We start from the raw sequence: 17555 nt of genomic DNA, 5'->3' as shown, positions 1-17555 counted from the left end.
TTTTGACCAGGTCGCCATGAATGGCGACCCTACATTGTCATTCCAACGGCATTTTCATCGGGTCATCATAGGTGTACTCAAACCCCAGCTCATTAGCGATTTTCGATCCATCAATCACCTTGCCGTTTGAACGCTCCGGCTCAGCCGCAAACGTTGGTGGTTCAAGCCCCAGCTGCTTCGACACGCTGGGATAAAAGCTATCGCGCGATGGGTGTTTCGATGCACACAGATTGTAAACGTGCCCGCCTTTTGGGGTTTGCAGCAACAGGACAATCGCATCCACCACATCATCGAGATGCACCAGATTGACCGCATGACCGCCGTTTTCCAGCCCGGTTTTGCCTGCGAGGAAACGACCTGGATGACGATTCGGCCCGACTAATCCGGCGAGGCGCACAATATCCACGCTGGTGCCCGGCAGATCGTGCAGCCAGTTTTCCAACTCCACCAGCGTTTTGCCGGCGACGGTTTCCGGCTGCAGTGGGCTCGTCTCTTTCATTACACCTTCGCCGCTGCCGTATACCGATGTAGAGCTGGTGAAAATAATACGCGGGACTTTTTTCGCCAGCGCGGTGTCCACTACGTTCTGCACCGCCTGCATGTAATCTTCACCGCCTTTCACCGTGCGGCTGGCGGGCAAAGTCACCACCAGCGCATCCACTGCCATCAGTGCATCTAACTCTTCGGCTTCACACTCCAGCTCGGGCGTCAGCACCAGTTGGAAGGCTTCGATGCCACAGCGGCGTGCGGCATCCACGCCATCCGGCGAGGTTTTACTGCCGGTTACCTGCCAGCCGCGTGCCGTTAGCGCCATCGCCAGCGGCATACCCAGCCATCCCAGACCTACAATCGCGACCTTTTTCATATCGACTCCTGCTATGGGCTCACACTTCATCTTAGTGCGGGTAGATGTGCCAAACCAGCGCAAACTGTTTCGGGAGATTCCGGAAATTGACGGTTAAAAAAGGGTTGCCAATTGTCACCATCTTCGTTAGGTTATTCAGCACGCAAATGAATACTCATTCAGCAACGGAATTTACTATGACACGCGTTCAGTTCAACCACCATCATCACCATCATCCTGACTAGTCTTTCAGGCGATGTGTGCTGGGAGACGATTAGGATCTTCCAGTGGTGCGAACGCAAAGAGAGCCCCCGGAAGATCATCTTCCGGGGGTTTTTTTATGGGCGAACGCAAACCAACACGTTCAGACAGGATTGAATAAGAGGACAGGAACCATGTTAGATAACACCCGTATTCGCATAGCTATGCAGAAATCTGGCCGTTTAAGTGATGAATCACGCGAACTGCTGGCACGCTGCGGTATCAAAATCAACCTTCAACAGCAGCGTCTGATTGCGTTTGCGGAGAACATGCCGATCGACATCCTTCGTGTGCGCGATGACGATATTCCTGGCCTGGTCATGGATGGCGTCGTCGATCTCGGTATCGTCGGTGAAAACGTACTGGAAGAGGAGCTGCTGAACCGTCGTGCTCAGGGCGAAGATCCGCGTTACTTCACGCTGCGTCGTCTGGATTTCGGCGGTTGTCGTCTGTCGCTGGCGATGCCGGTTGATGAAGAGTATACCGGCCCGCAATGCCTGAATAACGCCCGCATCGCCACCTCTTATCCACACCTGCTGAAGAAATACCTCGATAAACAAGGCGTCGCCTTTAAATCCTGCCTGCTGAACGGTTCTGTCGAAGTTGCTCCTCGCGCTGGCCTGGCCGATGCGATTTGTGACCTGGTTTCAACCGGCGCCACGCTGGAAGCTAACGGTCTGCGCGAAGTCGAAGTGATCTACCGTTCTAAAGCGGTGCTGATTCAGCGCGACGGCGAATTGCCTGCCGCCAAGCAAGAGCTGGTCGACAAAATGATGACGCGTATTCAGGGCGTGATTAAAGCGCGTGAATCCAAGTACATCATGCTGCACGCGCCAAGCGAACGTCTGGATGAAGTGATTGCGCTGCTGCCGGGCGCTGAACGTCCAACCGTGCTGCCGCTGGCAGGTGATGTGAGCCGCGTGGCGATGCACATGGTGAGCAGCGAAACGCTGTTCTGGGAAACCATGGAGAAGCTGAAGTCGCTGGGTGCCAGCTCGATCCTCGTACTGCCAATCGAAAAAATGTTGGAGTAACACCATGAGCACTCTGATGACACCCATTGATTGGCAGCAATGCAGCGCAGAGCAGCAGCAAGCGCTGCTGATGCGTCCGGCGATTTCGGCTTCAGAAAGTATCAGCCAGATCGTGCGCGATGTATTAGTACAAGTTAAAGAGAGTGGTGATGCGGCGCTGCGTGAATTTAGCGCGCGCTTCGACAAAGCGCAGGTGGATAACCTGCGCGTCACCGCCGAAGAGATGCAAGCCGCCAGCGATCGTCTGAGCGACACGCTGAAGCAGGCGATGGCCGCCGCCATGGCTAATATCGAGACCTTCCACAACGCGCAGATTTTGGCGGAAGTGGATGTGGAAACGCAGCCCGGCGTACGCTGCCAGCAGATTACCCGACCGGTTAAATCGGTGGGTTTGTACATTCCTGGCGGTTCCGCCCCGCTGTTCTCAACCGTATTGATGCTGGCGACACCAGCGCGCATCGCCGGTTGCGGTCGCGTGGTGCTGTGCTCGCCACCGCCGATTGCCGATGAAATTCTTTATGCAGCACAGCTGTGCGGCGTTAAAGAGGTGTTTCAGGTTGGCGGCTCGCAAGCTATTGCCGCCCTCGCCTTCGGCACCGAAACCGTGCCGAAAGTGGACAAGATTTTTGGCCCAGGCAACGCGTATGTGACCGAAGCCAAACGTCAGGTTAGCCAGCGTTTAGATGGTGCGGCGATCGATATGCCGGCCGGTCCATCCGAAGTATTGGTGATTGCCGATGAAGGTGCTACGCCCGCTTTCGTGGCATCCGATTTGCTGTCGCAGGCGGAACACGGCCCGGATTCGCAGGTGATTCTGTTGACGCCTTCGCTGCAACTGGCCGAAGGTGTGGCGCAAGCGGTTGAAGAGCAGCTGGCGCAGCTGCCACGCGCCGCTACCGCGCGTCAGGCGTTAGAGAGCAGCAGACTGATTGTGCTGCGCGATTTGGATCAGTGCATCGAGATCTCCAATCTGTACGGTCCTGAGCACTTGATCATTCAGACGCGCCAACCGCGCGATCTGGTAGAAAGCATCACCAGCGCCGGTTCGGTGTTCCTTGGCGACTGGTCACCGGAATCGGCGGGCGATTACGCTTCAGGCACCAACCACGTGCTGCCGACCTACGGTTACACCGCCACCTGTTCCAGCCTCGGCCTGGCCGATTTCCAGAAACGTATGACGGTGCAAGAGCTGACGCCGCAAGGCTTCCTCAATCTTGCCGCAACGATTGAAACGCTGGCTGCCGCCGAGCAGCTGGAAGCCCATAAAAATGCCGTTACCCTGCGTGTTGCCGCGCTGAAGGAGCAAGCATGAGCCTGAATATTGAAGAGTTAGCGCGCGCCAACGTGCGAGCGCTGACGCCGTATCAATCGGCGCGTCGTCTGGGTGGTAACGGTGATGTGTGGCTGAACGCTAACGAATTCCCGCTGCCGGTACCGTTTGAGCTGTCGCAGCAAACGCTGAATCGCTATCCGGAATGCCAGCCGAAGATTGTCATCGAGCGTTACGCCGCTTACGCCGGTTTGACGCCGGAGCAGGTTCTGGTGAGCCGCGGCGCGGATGAAGGTATCGAACTGCTGATGCGTGCCTTCTGTGAGCCGGGCAAAGATGCCATTCTGTTCTGCCCGCCAACCTATGGCATGTACAGCGTCAGTGCGGAAACCATCGGCATCGAATACCGCACCGTGGCGGCACTCGATGACTGGCAGCTGAATCTGCCGGCAATTGCTGACCAGCTCGACGGCGTGAAAGTCGTCTATATGTGCAGCCCGAACAATCCGACCGGCAACTTGATCAATCCCGATGACATTCGCAAATTGCTGGATATGACCGCCGGTAAAGCGTTGCTGGTAGCCGATGAGGCCTATATCGAGTTCTGCCCGGAAGCGACGCTGGCGGGCTGGCTGCAGGAGTATCCGCACTTAGTGATTCTGCGCACGCTGTCCAAAGCCTTTGCGCTGGCCGGTTTACGCTGCGGCTTTACCCTGGCGAACAAGCCGGTGATCGATCTGCTGCTGAAGGTGATTGCGCCCTATCCGCTCGCCACGCCTGTGGCGGATGTGGCCGGACAAGCGCTGAGCGAGCAAGGTATTGCGCTGATGCGTCAGCACGTTGCCGAGCTGAACGCCAATCGTGCCTGGCTGTTTGAACAGTTGCCGCAGATTAGCGTGGTGCAGCAGGTGTTCCCGAGCGAAACCAACTACATACTGGCGCACTTCACTGATTCGCCAAAAGTGTTTAAAACGCTGTGGGATCAAGGCATTATTCTGCGCGACCAAAACAAAAACCCCGGCCTTGCGGGATGCCTGCGCATCTCCATCGGCACCCGTGAAGAGTGCGAGCGCCTGATCGCCGCGCTGCAAGCCTTATCAGTGGAGCAAGCATGAGTCAGAAGATCCTTTTTATCGACCGCGACGGCACCATCATTTCTGAGCCACCCACCGATTATCAGGTGGATCGCATGGAGAAGCTGGCGTTTGAGAAGAACGCCATTCCTGCGCTGCTGGCGTTGCAGGAAGCGGGTTATCAACTGGTGATGATCACCAATCAGGATGGCCTCGGCACCGCTAGCTTCCCGCAGGCCGATTTCGACGGCCCGCACAACCTGATGATGCAGATTCTCAGCTCACAAGGCGTGAATTTCAGCGACATCCTGATCTGCCCGCATATGCCGGAAGATAACTGCGATTGCCGCAAGCCGAAGACTAAAATGGTTGAAGCCTGGCTGGCCGCTGGTGCGATCGATACCGCTAACAGCTACGTGATTGGCGACCGCCTCACCGATATCCAGCTGGCGCAGAACATGGGCATTCAGGGCCTGCGTTACGGCGCGGAAGGCGAAGACTGGGATGCGATTCAGGCGCGTCTGACCAAGCGCGATCGTTATGCGCTGGTGCAGCGCAACACCAAAGAGACGCAAATTAAAGTCGAAGTGTGGCTGGATCGCGAAGGCGGCAGCAAAATTAACACCGGCGTCGGTTTCTTTGATCACATGCTGGACCAGATTGCAGTGCACGGCGGCTTCCGCATGAACATTGATGTTAAAGGCGATCTCTACATCGACGATCACCACACCGTGGAAGATACCGGTCTGGCGCTCGGCGAAGCGCTGCTGAAAGCGCTGGGTGACAAACGTGGCATCGGCCGTTTCGGCTTCGTGCTGCCGATGGATGAGTGCCTGGCGCGCTGCGCGCTGGATATCTCCGGCCGCCCGCACATCGAATTCAAAGCCGAGTTCAGCTACCAGCGCGTGGGCGATCTCAGCACCGAGATGGTCGAGCACTTCTTCAGCTCCCTCTCCTACGCCATGATGAGCACGCTGCACCTGAAAACCAAAGGCCGCAACGATCACCATCGTGTGGAAAGCCTGTTTAAAGCCTTTGGCCGCACGCTGCGCCAGGCGATTCGCGTGGAAGGCAACACCTTGCCGAGCTCGAAAGGAGTGCTGTGATGAACGTGGTGATCCTCGATACCGGCTGCGCCAACCTATCGTCGGTGAAGTGGGCCATTGAGCGCCTCGGCTACACGCCGCAGGTGAGCCGCGACCCGGATGTGGTGCTGCATGCCGACAAGCTGCTGCTGCCCGGCGTTGGCACCGCGCAGGCAGCGATGAACCAGCTGCAGGAGCGCGATCTTATCGATCTGATCAAAGCCTGTACTCAGCCGGTTCTCGGCATTTGCCTTGGCATGCAGCTGCTCGGTCGCGGGAGCGATGAAAACGGCGGCGTAACCACGCTCGGGCTGGTTGATGAGCCGGTCACGCTGATGGACACGCAGGATTTACCGCTGCCGCACATGGGCTGGAACCAGATCACCGCCAAAGCGGGCCATCATCTGTTCCGCGACATTCCCGATGGCAGCTACTTCTACTTCGTGCACAGCTACGCCATGCCGGTGAATGCGGCCACCATCGCGCAGTGCGATTACGGTCATCCGTTCACTGCTGCCCTGCAGAAAGATAACTTCTTCGGCGTGCAGTTCCACCCGGAGCGTTCGGGCAAAGCAGGCGCGCAGTTGCTGAAAAATTTCCTGGAGATGTGATGATTATCCCCGCATTAGATTTAATCGACGGCAAAGTGGTGCGCCTGCATCAGGGCGATTACGGCCAGCAGCGCGATTACGGTAGCGATCCGCTGCCGCGCTTACAGGATTACCAACGTCAGGGCGCTGAAGTGCTGCATCTGGTGGATTTGACCGGCGCGAAAGACCCGGCCAAACGCCAGATTCCCCTGCTCACCACCTTACTGCGCGGCGTGAACGTGCCGGTGCAGGTTGGCGGCGGCATCCGCAATCGCGATGACGTGGCGGCGCTGCTGGCAGCGGGCGCTACGCGTGTGGTAGTGGGTTCCACCGCGGTGAAGCAACCGGAAGAAGTAAAAAGCTGGTTCAGCGAGTTTGGCGCGGACGCCATCGTGCTGGCATTGGATGTGCGCATTGATGCCAACAACCGCAAAGAAGTGGCGATCAGCGGCTGGCAGGAAGCGGCGGGCGTAACGCTGGAAGAGGTAATCGGCTGGTATCAGCCGGTTGGCCTCAAACATGTGCTGTGCACCGATATTTCGCGTGACGGTACGCTGAGCGGCTCCAACGTCGAACTGTATAAAGAAGTCTCTGCGGCCTTCCCGGACATCGCTTTCCAATCTTCGGGTGGCATCGGTTCGCTGGATGACATCGCGGCGTTACGCGGCAGCGGCGCGCAGGGCGTGATCGTTGGTCGCGCTTTACTGGAAGATAAATTCACGGTGGCGGAGGCGATTGCATGCTGGCAAAACGGATAATTCCTTGTCTTGATGTGCGTGACGGGCAAGTGGTGAAAGGCGTTCAGTTCCGCAACCACGAAATCATCGGCGACATCGTGCCGCTGGCGCAGCGCTATGCGCAGGAAGGAGCGGATGAGCTGGTGTTCTACGATATCACCGCCTCATCGGATGGCCGCGTCGTGGACAAAAGCTGGGTCTCGCGCGTAGCGGAAGTGATTGATATTCCTTTCTGCGTGGCGGGCGGCATTAAGAGCGAAGAAGACGCGGCGCGCATTCTGCAGTTCGGTGCCGACAAGATTTCGATAAACTCGCCGGCATTAGCCGATCCTACGCTGATTACACGCCTGGCCGATCGCTTTGGCGTGCAGTGCATCGTGGTAGGTATCGATACCTGGTTTGACGAAACGAGCGGCAAATATCACGTCAATCAGTACACCGGCGATGAAGCGCGCACCAAAGTGACCACGTGGGAAACCCTCGATTGGGTGCAGGAAGTGCAGAAGCTGGGCGCAGGCGAAATCGTCCTCAACATGATGAACCAGGATGGCGTGCGTAACGGCTACGATCTGGTGCAGCTGAAGAAAGTGCGCGATGTCTGCAAAGTGCCGCTGATCGCTTCTGGCGGCGCAGGCACCATGCCGCACTTCCTCGAAGCCTTTGAGCAGGCGAACGTCGATGGTGCGCTGGCGGCTTCGGTGTTTCACAAACAAATTATCAATATCGGCGAGTTGAAAAACTTCCTGATCGACAACGGTGTGGAGATTCGCGCGTGTTAACTGCAGAACAACTGGCCAGGCTGGATTGGGTCAAAACCGCGGGCATGATGCCCGTTATCGTCCAGCACAACGTCTCCGGCGAAGTGCTGATGCACGGTTATATGAATGAAGAAGCGCTGCATAAAACCCTCAGCGAGGGCAATGTCACCTTCTTCTCTCGCACTAAAAATCGTTTATGGACCAAAGGCGAAACCTCGGGCCACTTCCTGCAAGTGGCGAGCATTACGCCGGATTGCGACAACGATACCTTGCTGGTGCTGGCGAATCCGATTGGCCCAACCTGCCATCTCGGCACATCCAGCTGCTTCTCACCGGCCGCGCCAGACTGGACGTTCCTTTATCAGCTCGAACAGTTGCTGGCTTCACGCAAAACTGCCGATCCAGAGAGTTCGTATACCGCGAAGCTGTACGCCAGCGGCACCAAGCGTATCGCGCAGAAAGTGGGTGAAGAAGGCGTGGAAACCGCTTTGGCAGCAACGGTTAATGATCGTCACGAGCTGACCAATGAAGCGTCTGATTTGCTGTATCACCTGATGGTGCTGCTGCAGGACCAGGAGCTGGATTTGAGCACCATCATCAATAATCTGCGTGCGCGTCATAAATAACTTTCCGTAGGGTCGTCATTCATGGCGACCAATCTTCCAGGTGCGCATGAATGCGCACCCTACGCTATTCATCAGCATGGAAAACACCATGACCACACATGAAAAACTGATCGCCCTGCTCGACCAGCATCAGGCGCGTTATCGCGTGATGGAACATGAAGCGACCGGCAAGTGCGAAGCGGTGGCGGCGATTCGCGGAACTGAAGTTGGGCAAGGCGCGAAAGCGCTGGTGTGTCATGTAAAAGGCAACGGCATTAAGCAACATGTGCTGGCAGTGCTTCCTGCCGATCAGCAAGCGGATCTCAGCAAAGTTGCTGCAGCGGTTGGTGGTCGACGTGCTTCACTGGCCTCACCGGCAGAAGTGGATGCGCTGACCGGCTGCGTGTTTGGTGCTATTCCGCCATTTAGCTTCCATCCGGATTTGCAGCTGGTGGTCGATCCTCTGCTGTTTGAACGTTATGACGAAATCGCCTTTAATGCCGGATTGCTGGAGCAATCGGTGGTGCTGAATGTTGCGGATTACCAGGCGCTGCATAATGGTAACGTGATGAAAATAATCCTCTAATTGCCTTGCCCAGCCCTGAGCGGTACTCTTCGTAACTCAACATCACATCAAAAGAAGACCGATATTATGGCAATTTCTCGTTTAACCGCCCGCCTGCGTCAGACGCTGGCGCTGGCTGTGCTGGCAGGTTGCGCATTTGGCGCGCAGGCAAAAATTGATCAGGTGCGTTTCGCGGTTGATCCTACCTATCCTCCTTTCGAATCCAAAACCCCGCAGGGCAAACTGGTCGGTTTTGATATCGATCTTGGCAATGCGCTGTGTGAGCAGATGCAGGCCAAATGCGTGTGGGTGGAAAGCCAGTTCGATGGCATGATCCCGGCGCTAAAAGCGCGTAAGTTCGACGCTATCCTGTCTGATATGGGTATCACTGAAGAACGTCTTAAGCAGATTGATTTCACCGTGCCGCTGTACGACACCCATACGCAGCTGATTGCGCGTAAAGGTTCTGGCCTGCTGCCAACCGCTGAATCGCTGAAAGGCAAAACCGTGGGCGTTGAGCAAGGCACCGTGCAGGAACGCTATGCGCTGGCCAAATGGCAGCCGCATGGCGTGCAGGTTGTACCTTATGGCGATCAGGCACAGGTTGAGAGTGATTTGATTTCGGGTCGACTCGACGTGGTGTTTACCGATGCCGCTCAAGCCGCAAATGGCTTCCTGAAACATCCGCAGGGCAAAGACTTCGAATTAGCAGGCCCGATTGTACAGGACCCAATTATCGGTCCGGGCACTGCGATTGGTCTGCGTAAAGGCGACACCGAATTGAAAACCGCGCTGGATAAAGCGTTTGCCGAGCTTAAGAAGAACGGCACTTTCGATAAGATTCAGAAACAGTACTTCGCGACTGACATCTCCATTCAGCAGTAATCTTTTGGGCGGCTTTTTTGCCGCCCTTTTCGCACTCGGCACTATAATTCCATCAGAAAATAAATCAGGCGTCGCTGAATGCGTGCCATGAATAAAGGACATCGATAGCGTTATGCAACAACAACATCATCCTCTATTAAGCGCCTCGCTGGGCACGCAACGCGAAATTGTCAGCTTCCACTTCGGCACCGATTCGCAGCAACGCGTCTACATTCAGGCTGCGCTGCACGGCGATGAGCTGCCCGGAATGGCGGTGGCGTGGTATTTGAAACAGAAGCTATTAGCGCTGGAATCTGCGGGTCAGCTCAAAGCCAAAATCACTCTGGTGCCGGTCGCTAATCCTTTAGCGATGGGACAACACTGGCACGGTAGCCATCTCGGGCGTTTCCATACGCTTTCAGGACAAGATTTCAACCGCCGCTTCCCGGCATTGGGTGAAGCCTTAGTTGAAGAGCTTGCAGGTTCACTGACGCAGAGTGAATACGAAAATAAGCGTCTAATTCGGGAAGCGATTGATCGTCATTACCGTGAGCGTATTGCCCGCACTGAACTTGATTCCCAGCGCTTTACGTTGATGCGTATGGCCAGCCAGGCGGATTTAATGATTGATTTGCATTGCGACTGGGATGCGCTGCCGCATCTGTACACTACGCCGCACGCGTGGCCAGACATCGAACCGCTGGCGCGCTGGTTAGGCAGTGAAGTGCAATTGCTGGCGCAGATTTCTGGCGGCGAGCCGTTTGATGAGGCTTGCTGTGAACCGTGGCTAACGTTGGCTGAACGCTTTGGCGATGAGTATCCTATGCCGCGGGGTTTGCTGCCGGTGACTCTAGAATTACGCGGTGTGGCGGATGTATCGCCTGAAATGGCGGAAAAAGATGCTGACGCGATTATCAATGCGCTAATTGAAGGTGGTTATATTGCCGGTGAAGTCGGCGAATCCCCTGCCCTGATTCATCCGGCGACGGAGCTGGCGGGATGTGAGTATATCCATGCGGCGCAATCTGGGTTGGTGTTGCATCGTCGTAAGTTGGGTGAGTGGATTAAGGCGGGGGAAGTGGTGGCTGAGGTTGTTGATCCTATTACTGACCAGGTGATGCCGCTGGTGGCAGAGTATGGCGGCGTGCTGTATGCGAGGAATTTGACCAAGTTTGTCACGGCGGGGATGTTGGTGGTGCGGTTGGCTGGGGAGAATGCTGGGAGACGTGGGGAGTTGTTGGTTCTGTAAACTAATACATTTTCAAATGAGTACATTGAAGGCAAAAGAGACCTTTACTGCATGTATGAATATTGAAATGTTGTTATTTGGTAACAGATGAAAAATATAAGTGTTAAGGAATTGCAACACAACTGATTTGATATCATAATGTAATGGTTATGTTAACTCCCCTCGACTAATCATTGCTTGGTAATAAAATGAACAAAGAACTGCATTCGCTGCGCGGTATAGCAATAATAATGATAGTTTTTCTTCATTCAGGGGTATTATATACAGAATCTTACTCTCATTTTTATAAATGGATCCAATCACATTCTGACACTGAGACAGGAGTAGAACTTTTATTTGTATTAGCAGGTTTTTTTCTAACCAAAACACTTTTTAAAATAAACCTTAATGAGAGAGTTAATTTCAAACACTCACTTAGAGAAACGGTAAAATTAATTAAAAAGAAAATCTATCGATTATTTCCTGCAATGTTATTTTGGATATCAATCCCTCTGATTTTTTCTTTATTTACCACAGATGGCGTTTGGCTAGATACTTTAGTAATGACGGAAAAATTTTTCGCATCCATTTTCTTTATACGCAATTTTACAGAAGGGCATCATCCCTCAGCATTTGGATATATGTGGGCGCTTGCATTAGAAATGCAATATTTCATATTATTTACTTTTTCCTTTTTTTATTTAGGTAAAAAGTGGTGCTTTTACATAGCCTGCAGCATTATCTTTATAAATAGTTTTTACAGGATACCTACTAATGAAAACATGTTCATGTTTAGATTCGATTCATTATTAGGTGGATATGTTATTTATATTATTCATAACAGTCTTGACGTCGCTAAGATGAAACTCAGTTCAACTAGCATATATAAGAAAACTTTAGTCACAGCAATTCTTATTTTTTCATTGATAACATGCGCACGCTATTTTGATAGTATGAGTGCATTTAAATTTACCGCTGCGACTATCATTTCAATGACTATGGTGTTAATTGCCTCATTAGAAATTAACTTTTTCTCAACCATTAACTCTAAAATAGTAAATTCAATAGCAGACCGTAGTTATTCATTATATTGTTGCCATATCCCGTCTTGGTTTGTTGTTATAACCATCTACAAATCCCTAAACTTTGATCAGTCATATATGTGGATTTGCCAATTGCTTTCAATGCTAATATTCACTGAATTAACATACAGATACATTGAAAACATTGCCCAATATTCTTTTCTCAAGAAAGGTATATTGAGCAGGAAGAACAGTTACTTACAAAAAAATTAATGAACTCAATATCCTAACCGAGAGTTTAAATCAGCCAAACCGCTTGTCTGGAAGAATGATTCTGCATCATCATTCCAGATACTTTGCCAGTTTGACCGGCTACCAGAATATGTTGGATTGACCTTACCATACTGTAAGCGTAATGCTGAAGATAGATCATTTGAGAATCCACTTCGAACCTGTTCGAGTTTGAGCTTATTGGTATCACTGAAAACACCTTCGCACATTTCTTCATAGGTCAAATCGATGCTATCTTTATCCATTAGCATCATCTCGCCAATTTGCTTGATATGTGATATTTCAAATTGAGAATAAGTCAATAAAAATCCAACAAACCTGGATTGTTCACTAAAAGAACGCCAATGTAAATCGAACTCACCAAAAGGTTTGACTTTACTGAGTTTAAAACGATAAAGACTGACGAGGACATCCCTCAGATTTCGACGCAAATTAAAGACTGTAACTTTCTGTTGATGCATTTTTATTATTGAGTCATATTCTTCTACATGTCCTACAGCAATTCTACCATTTAACATTTGGGTGACATAATGAACTGGACAGGCAATCCTTACTTGTCCAGGATTAACATGAATTTCATGATCAGGAAGATTGCGAAAATCATCAACAACATCATGCCCGGTTAAATGAAGACGGGTTGAATCAACACCAAGCTTTTTTAATGCATCTTCTAAAAAATACGTACCAGATTTTGGTATACTATTTACGAAAAAACCCGAGTTATTAAATGTATTGTTCTTATCATAAAATTCGAATTTTATGAGCGGCAAAAGATAGAATGGCCATTTATTACCTTCGCCATGGCCTAACCAATAATCATTATAATATTGGAAGCGGCTAGTTACTTCTCCTATATTATTTAACAAGCAAAGCTCGTTGTTATCCATTTTCCAAGAAAATTCGTTTTGATTACTATATCCATAAAGCTCGCCATTTGGCTTAAAAATAACTTGCCCATAGTTTTGATGGGACTGAGACCCAAAAGAATAAATAACATTTCTATCTAACATCACTTTATTTTTTTCCACGCAATGGCTGCCATTCTTTCGTGATTTCAGTTTAAAAAAACTCATAATCAACCCGTGTTAAAAAAAAGCCCGACGTCGTCGGGCTTTTATTATTAATCTAACCATTCAGTGTGGAATGTACCTTCTTTGTCGATACGCTTATATGTATGGGCACCGAAGTAATCACGTTGAGCCTGAATCAAGTTAGCTGGCAGAACTTCTGAGCGATAACTATCATAATAAGCAATCGCAGCCGAGAAGGTAGGTGTTGGAATACCACTTTGAATCGCATAAGACACTACATCACGCAGCGCTTGCTGATATTGGTCTGCAATATTCTTAAAGTAAGGATCCAACAGAAGATTGGCGATATTTTCATCAGTCACATACGCATCCGTGATTTTCTGCAGGAACTGCGCACGAATGATGCATCCCGCTCGGAAAATCTTCGCAATCTCACCGTAATGCAGATTCCAGTTGTTCTCTTCGGAAGCAGCACGCAATTGAGAAAAGCCCTGAGCATAAGACACAATCTTCCCAAGGTAGAGTGCACGGCGAACTTTTTCAACAAACTCAGCTTTATCTCCAGTGAAGGCTTTAGCTTGCGGGCCACTGAGAACTTTTGAAGCTGCAACACGTTGAGACTTCAAAGACGATAAATAACGAGCAAATACAGATTCAGTGATAAGAGAAAGTGGCTCACCAAGATCCAAAGAACTTTGGCTGGTCCATTTACCCGTGCCTTTATTAGCTGCTTCATCAAGAATCACATCAACTAAATATTGACCATCTTCATCTTTCTTGGTGAAAATATCTTTGGTGATGTCAATCAGATAGCTACTAAGTTCACCATTATTCCATTCAGTGAAGGTTTTAGCCAATTCTTGATTGTTAAGACCGAGTGCGCCTTTAAGCAGAGCATATGCTTCAGCAATAAGCTGCATGTCACCGTATTCAATGCCGTTGTGTACCATCTTCACATAATGACCAGCACCATTTGGTCCAATGTAAGCTACACAGGCTTCACCATCTTCAGCACGTGCAGCAATTTTATCAAGGATTGGCGCAACTAACTCGTAAGCTTCTTTCTGACCACCTGGCATAATTGAAGGACCTTTCAAAGCTCCCTCTTCTCCGCCAGAAACTCCGGTACCTATAAAGTTGAAGCCTTGATCAGATAATTCTTTATTGCGACGAATAGTATCTTTATAGTACGTATTGCCACCATCGATCAGGATATCTCCCTTATCCAGATGAGGTGTCAATGACTCAATAGTCTTATCAGTTGCTTCACCCGCTTGTACCATCAACAGAATACGGCGTGGCTTTTCCAAAGATTCAACAAACTCTTCAACAGTGTAAAAAGGCGCCAGTTTTTTACCTTGGTTATCTGCGATGACTTCATCAGTCTTTTCACGTGAACGGTTGAAGATAGATACGGTATAGCCACGGCTCTCAATGTTGAGAGCTAAATTACGACCCATTACTGCCATACCTACAACACCGATTTGTTGCTTAGACATTATACGCTCCTGAATATGAGTTTACGTAAATCACAGACATGATATACAAAATTCGATTTACTATGTAGCAGAGTGAGCTAAATCCTGAAAATTCAGTCAAATCAAAATGTAGAAGAATTAACCAATGTGTTAATCCCGTCTGAAAATCTCTCTCCATGAAGAAAGTTTGCTTTTTTCCTCCCTGAACTTCAACACTTTCACCTTCAACGATTTATTGTTAATACGCATGACCAGATTCATTTTAAAGAATTTAATAAGTATCGACCAAGATCTGAAATAATCGAAACGGTATATTCTGTATATCTGAGAACCTTGGTAAACATGCATTTCCTTCACACCAGTAAAGTTCATAATGCTTCTTCTGAACCCACCTAGGGTTGAACGAGTTCCGCGTGAAATTCCAAAACCCTGTTGTAATATTAAGAGCAAAAGAGTCTTAAGCTTCCCCATCCTACGGTCTTCATAACCAGTATAATCAGCGTTATAAACTGGGATTTGTTCCATTTTATTCTTTAGTTCTGCAAACAATTCTTTATGAAGCGTATCCGCGTCTTGTAAATATACTTCGTTAATAAGATGTTCAAGTGCCAAAAGGTTAAACTCAGCAGAAACATAATCAAAAACAAGAATGTTTTTTATAAACTTTTTAACGATGAACTTCTTCCTCAAATTACGATGACTAGAATCATAAAGGTAAGAAATGAGCACTAAGTTTCTGCATAAATAGTAATCTTCCATTATTTCGTTATATTTTTTTATAAATGGTTCATGCCAGACACATATCCCATTTACGGAAATTATTTTTCGTGCACAACGCGTGGAATATTCGACGTCATCACCACGGACAAAAATAGGCAACGGCAAATCAAACTCTTTTATTTCTTTGACCGGAATTACACAATACCACCAACCAGCTAATCCTTTATGAGGCATTACGATTGCATTTGAAATAGCATCAGCTTTAGAACGAGTGTCGTTAAAGTGTCCGAAATGAACAAAGCCACCATCGGTTAACAGACTGTTCCTTTCATATTGAAGCCAGCTCTCCTCTAGTGATAACATTGAACCAGAGATGAAATGATCACTGTATTCTTGCTTCAAGCCTTTCAGAAGATAAATTGTCTTATCAATTACACCTTTATGTAAATGAATATCATCATCAGCTAAAATTATATGGGTAAAACTATCCTGGTCTAAAGCGGCCACCATTGCTCGTGTGAATCCACCAGCTCCACCCAGATTTCTATTTTTAATTACTTCAAAGTTATTTGGAAACTCAATATTGTAATCAGGTCCATTATTTGAAATAAAAAACTTAATATCATCGCAACCAATAAATTTACTGGCAACCTCGTCAACAAATTTTTTAACGAAGGGTTCACGATTAAATGAACAAATACAGTATGCTACTTTTACATTTTTAGGCTTATTATTATTAGCGCATACAGAAATTTCTTTTATTTCAGTATCATCAATTGCTGTGATTTTAACATAAAGTGCATCACATTGAATATTATTGTCAACTAAAATATCAGTATCAAAGTTATCTTCCAAATGAACGGAAGTTACAAATGACTCAAATGTATAGTGATCATTCTTTGTTATTGAAATGACTTCAACCATACAATTACCATGACCAATAATTCGGAATTTATAGTCAGAGTAATCAGTTAATGCGAATATTTTATTTTTAGCAAATAAGTTATGATACGTATCAGTGCTTATCCAGCTATTTTCTTTTAATGAAAGACTATCAACTTTAACAAATACATTGCCAGAATGTCTCAGAAAAGATGACGTATCTTCCGCTGAAAAGGAGCGAGGGAAAGTAATTGGGAATAAGATATTATTTGATTTCATTAGTTATATACTTCCTCAAGCTGTCATTAATTTCTCTTTCAACACGTTTAACACCAAATAACTTATCTTTTTGATTATACGGAATCCAAATATTCCCCCCATCCGTAAAACTAAGCTCTGGCACACTTCCTGAAATTACTTGATTTATTTTCTTAGGAGTGATTTTATAAAACCTACTTTTAAAAAGTACAAGGTTTATATAATGCTTTATCTTTTCTTTTGATGGCAGAGGCGAAGAATCAATAGTTGCGAACACTTTCCACAGCAAAGCATCGAATATATGAACTTCAGAATAGATATAAGGGAAAGAGCATGGCTTAACTCCAAGGGCATGTGCAAAAGAAGAAAAATAGAATTCTTCACGAGGGTAAAATGCAGTAGAACTTTCAACAACTGAATATTTTTTTAATATAGTATTGATCTCTTTCAACAGACCAAACTCATACATTGAGCCTTCAATTTGAGAGGCAACTATTCTCCCGCTCCCAACTCGCGCCAACGATTTTTGGAACTCAATATCTCTATCAAGAGCAACCCCAGTAGGCCACCAATAACCATTGCGATCTACATATCGAGTATGGAAAATATTTTTCTTATGAGAAAGATGATCATCAAGACCATGCTTAACTAACATATCATTTGATGAGTGGAATATCACATTATCCGAATCATCCACCCCAATAGTTTCTAAAAAGTCAATATTACTGAGATGTGCATTAATAATACTCCCCCATGCTGTTTTAACTGATGATGGATTTATTAAAACATCATCAGTTAATGCATTCTTTGAAATTAATGCCAAAAGTTCATTTTTGGTGAAACTTGACGTTAATGATAAGTGAAGTACTATTTTACCATTTAGGTATTTTTTTAAATTAACTAATTGATTTATTATTACTTCTGGTTTTTCATGAACAGGAATTGAAATATATATCATT

18 protein-coding genes and 1 other annotated feature are annotated in these 17555 nt (G+C 48.3%); of the genes, 13 read left to right on the top strand and 5 right to left on the bottom strand.

Annotated elements, in window-relative coordinates; genetic code table 11:
• Positions 1-37 precede the first annotated feature (37 nt).
• The gene (locus tag BM323_RS11145; protein ID WP_008104820.1) at positions 38-865 is read right to left on the bottom strand and encodes an SDR family oxidoreductase; all 828 of its coding nucleotides are present in this window, start codon (positions 863-865) and stop codon (positions 38-40) included.
• Between the two features lie 176 nt (positions 866-1041).
• Between BM323_RS11145 and hisL the strand changes: the two genes are divergently transcribed.
• From hisL to BM323_RS11085, 13 genes are all read left to right on the top strand, one after another.
• Positions 1042-1089: a his operon leader peptide gene (hisL, locus tag BM323_RS24305; protein ID WP_100396937.1), complete on the top strand. Its 48-nt coding sequence runs from the start codon at positions 1042-1044 to the stop codon at positions 1087-1089.
• Positions 1065-1186: a sequence feature (His leader region), on the top strand. Its footprint overlaps the gene before it by 25 nt.
• Positions 1187-1239: 53 nt before the next feature.
• A complete protein-coding gene (gene hisG / locus BM323_RS11140) occupies positions 1240-2139 on the top strand; it encodes an ATP phosphoribosyltransferase (protein ID WP_008104821.1) in 900 nt (299 codons plus the stop codon).
• Positions 2140-2143: 4 nt separating this feature from the next.
• Positions 2144-3451 carry a histidinol dehydrogenase gene (gene hisD, locus BM323_RS11135; RefSeq protein ID WP_008104822.1) on the top strand — a complete coding sequence of 436 codons (1308 nt, stop codon included), beginning with the start codon at positions 2144-2146 and terminating at the stop codon, positions 3449-3451.
• The gene (gene hisC / locus BM323_RS11130; protein WP_008104823.1) at positions 3448-4524 is read left to right on the top strand and encodes a histidinol-phosphate transaminase; all 1077 of its coding nucleotides are present in this window, start codon (positions 3448-3450) and stop codon (positions 4522-4524) included. The genes hisD and hisC overlap by 4 nt, the downstream gene beginning before the upstream one ends.
• A complete protein-coding gene (hisB, locus tag BM323_RS11125) occupies positions 4521-5588 on the top strand; it encodes a bifunctional histidinol-phosphatase/imidazoleglycerol-phosphate dehydratase HisB (RefSeq protein ID WP_008104824.1) in 1068 nt (355 codons plus the stop codon). Before hisC ends, hisB begins: the two co-directional genes overlap by 4 nt.
• Positions 5588-6178 carry an imidazole glycerol phosphate synthase subunit HisH gene (gene hisH / locus BM323_RS11120; protein WP_008104825.1) on the top strand — a complete coding sequence of 197 codons (591 nt, stop codon included), beginning with the start codon at positions 5588-5590 and terminating at the stop codon, positions 6176-6178. The genes hisB and hisH overlap by 1 nt, the downstream gene beginning before the upstream one ends.
• Positions 6178-6915 carry a 1-(5-phosphoribosyl)-5-[(5-phosphoribosylamino)methylideneamino]imidazole-4-carboxamide isomerase gene (hisA, locus tag BM323_RS11115; RefSeq protein ID WP_008104827.1) on the top strand — a complete coding sequence of 246 codons (738 nt, stop codon included), beginning with the start codon at positions 6178-6180 and terminating at the stop codon, positions 6913-6915. The genes hisH and hisA overlap by 1 nt, the downstream gene beginning before the upstream one ends.
• Positions 6897-7673 (top strand): imidazole glycerol phosphate synthase subunit HisF, encoded by a 777-nt coding sequence (gene hisF / locus BM323_RS11110; protein WP_008104829.1) that lies wholly within the window; start codon positions 6897-6899, stop codon positions 7671-7673. The genes hisA and hisF overlap by 19 nt, the downstream gene beginning before the upstream one ends.
• The gene (hisIE, locus tag BM323_RS11105; protein WP_008104832.1) at positions 7667-8278 is read left to right on the top strand and encodes a bifunctional phosphoribosyl-AMP cyclohydrolase/phosphoribosyl-ATP diphosphatase HisIE; all 612 of its coding nucleotides are present in this window, start codon (positions 7667-7669) and stop codon (positions 8276-8278) included. The genes hisF and hisIE overlap by 7 nt, the downstream gene beginning before the upstream one ends.
• An 88-nt stretch (positions 8279-8366) precedes the next feature.
• A complete protein-coding gene (locus BM323_RS11100; RefSeq protein WP_081530074.1) occupies positions 8367-8843 on the top strand; it encodes a YbaK/prolyl-tRNA synthetase associated domain-containing protein in 477 nt (158 codons plus the stop codon).
• Between the two features lie 66 nt (positions 8844-8909).
• A complete protein-coding gene (locus BM323_RS11095) occupies positions 8910-9707 on the top strand; it encodes an ABC transporter substrate-binding protein (RefSeq protein ID WP_008104836.1) in 798 nt (265 codons plus the stop codon).
• Positions 9708-9819: 112 nt separating this feature from the next.
• Complete coding sequence (locus BM323_RS11090) at positions 9820-10935, top strand: succinylglutamate desuccinylase/aspartoacylase family protein (protein ID WP_008104837.1); 1116 nt, start codon at positions 9820-9822, stop codon at positions 10933-10935.
• 188 nt (positions 10936-11123) lie between these two features.
• Positions 11124-12209 (top strand): acyltransferase family protein, encoded by a 1086-nt coding sequence (locus BM323_RS11085; RefSeq protein WP_008104838.1) that lies wholly within the window; start codon positions 11124-11126, stop codon positions 12207-12209.
• A 5-nt stretch (positions 12210-12214) separates the two neighbouring features.
• Here the strand turns inward: BM323_RS11085 and BM323_RS11080 are convergent, their stop codons facing one another.
• The 4 genes from BM323_RS11080 to BM323_RS11065 all read right to left on the bottom strand — a co-directional run bounded on the left by BM323_RS11080 (position 12215) and on the right by BM323_RS11065 (position 17554).
• Complete coding sequence (locus BM323_RS11080; RefSeq protein ID WP_008104839.1) at positions 12215-13300, bottom strand: hypothetical protein; 1086 nt, start codon at positions 13298-13300, stop codon at positions 12215-12217.
• 47 nt (positions 13301-13347) lie between these two features.
• Positions 13348-14757: an NADP-dependent phosphogluconate dehydrogenase gene (gene gndA, locus BM323_RS11075; protein ID WP_008104840.1), complete on the bottom strand. Its 1410-nt coding sequence runs from the start codon at positions 14755-14757 to the stop codon at positions 13348-13350.
• A gap of 129 nt (positions 14758-14886) precedes the next feature.
• Complete coding sequence (locus BM323_RS11070) at positions 14887-16617, bottom strand: glycosyltransferase family 2 protein (protein ID WP_008104841.1); 1731 nt, start codon at positions 16615-16617, stop codon at positions 14887-14889.
• Complete coding sequence (locus BM323_RS11065) at positions 16604-17554, bottom strand: hypothetical protein (RefSeq protein ID WP_008104842.1); 951 nt, start codon at positions 17552-17554, stop codon at positions 16604-16606. The genes BM323_RS11070 and BM323_RS11065 overlap by 14 nt, the downstream gene beginning before the upstream one ends.
• Position 17555: the final 1 nt, after the last annotated feature.

This window comes from Pantoea sp. YR525 (assembly GCF_900116775.1).
GTDB lineage: Bacteria > Pseudomonadota > Gammaproteobacteria > Enterobacterales > Enterobacteriaceae > Pantoea > Pantoea symbiotica.
The sequence above is the reverse complement of the archived record's forward strand: the minus strand, read 5'-3'. Positions and strand labels throughout refer to the sequence as shown.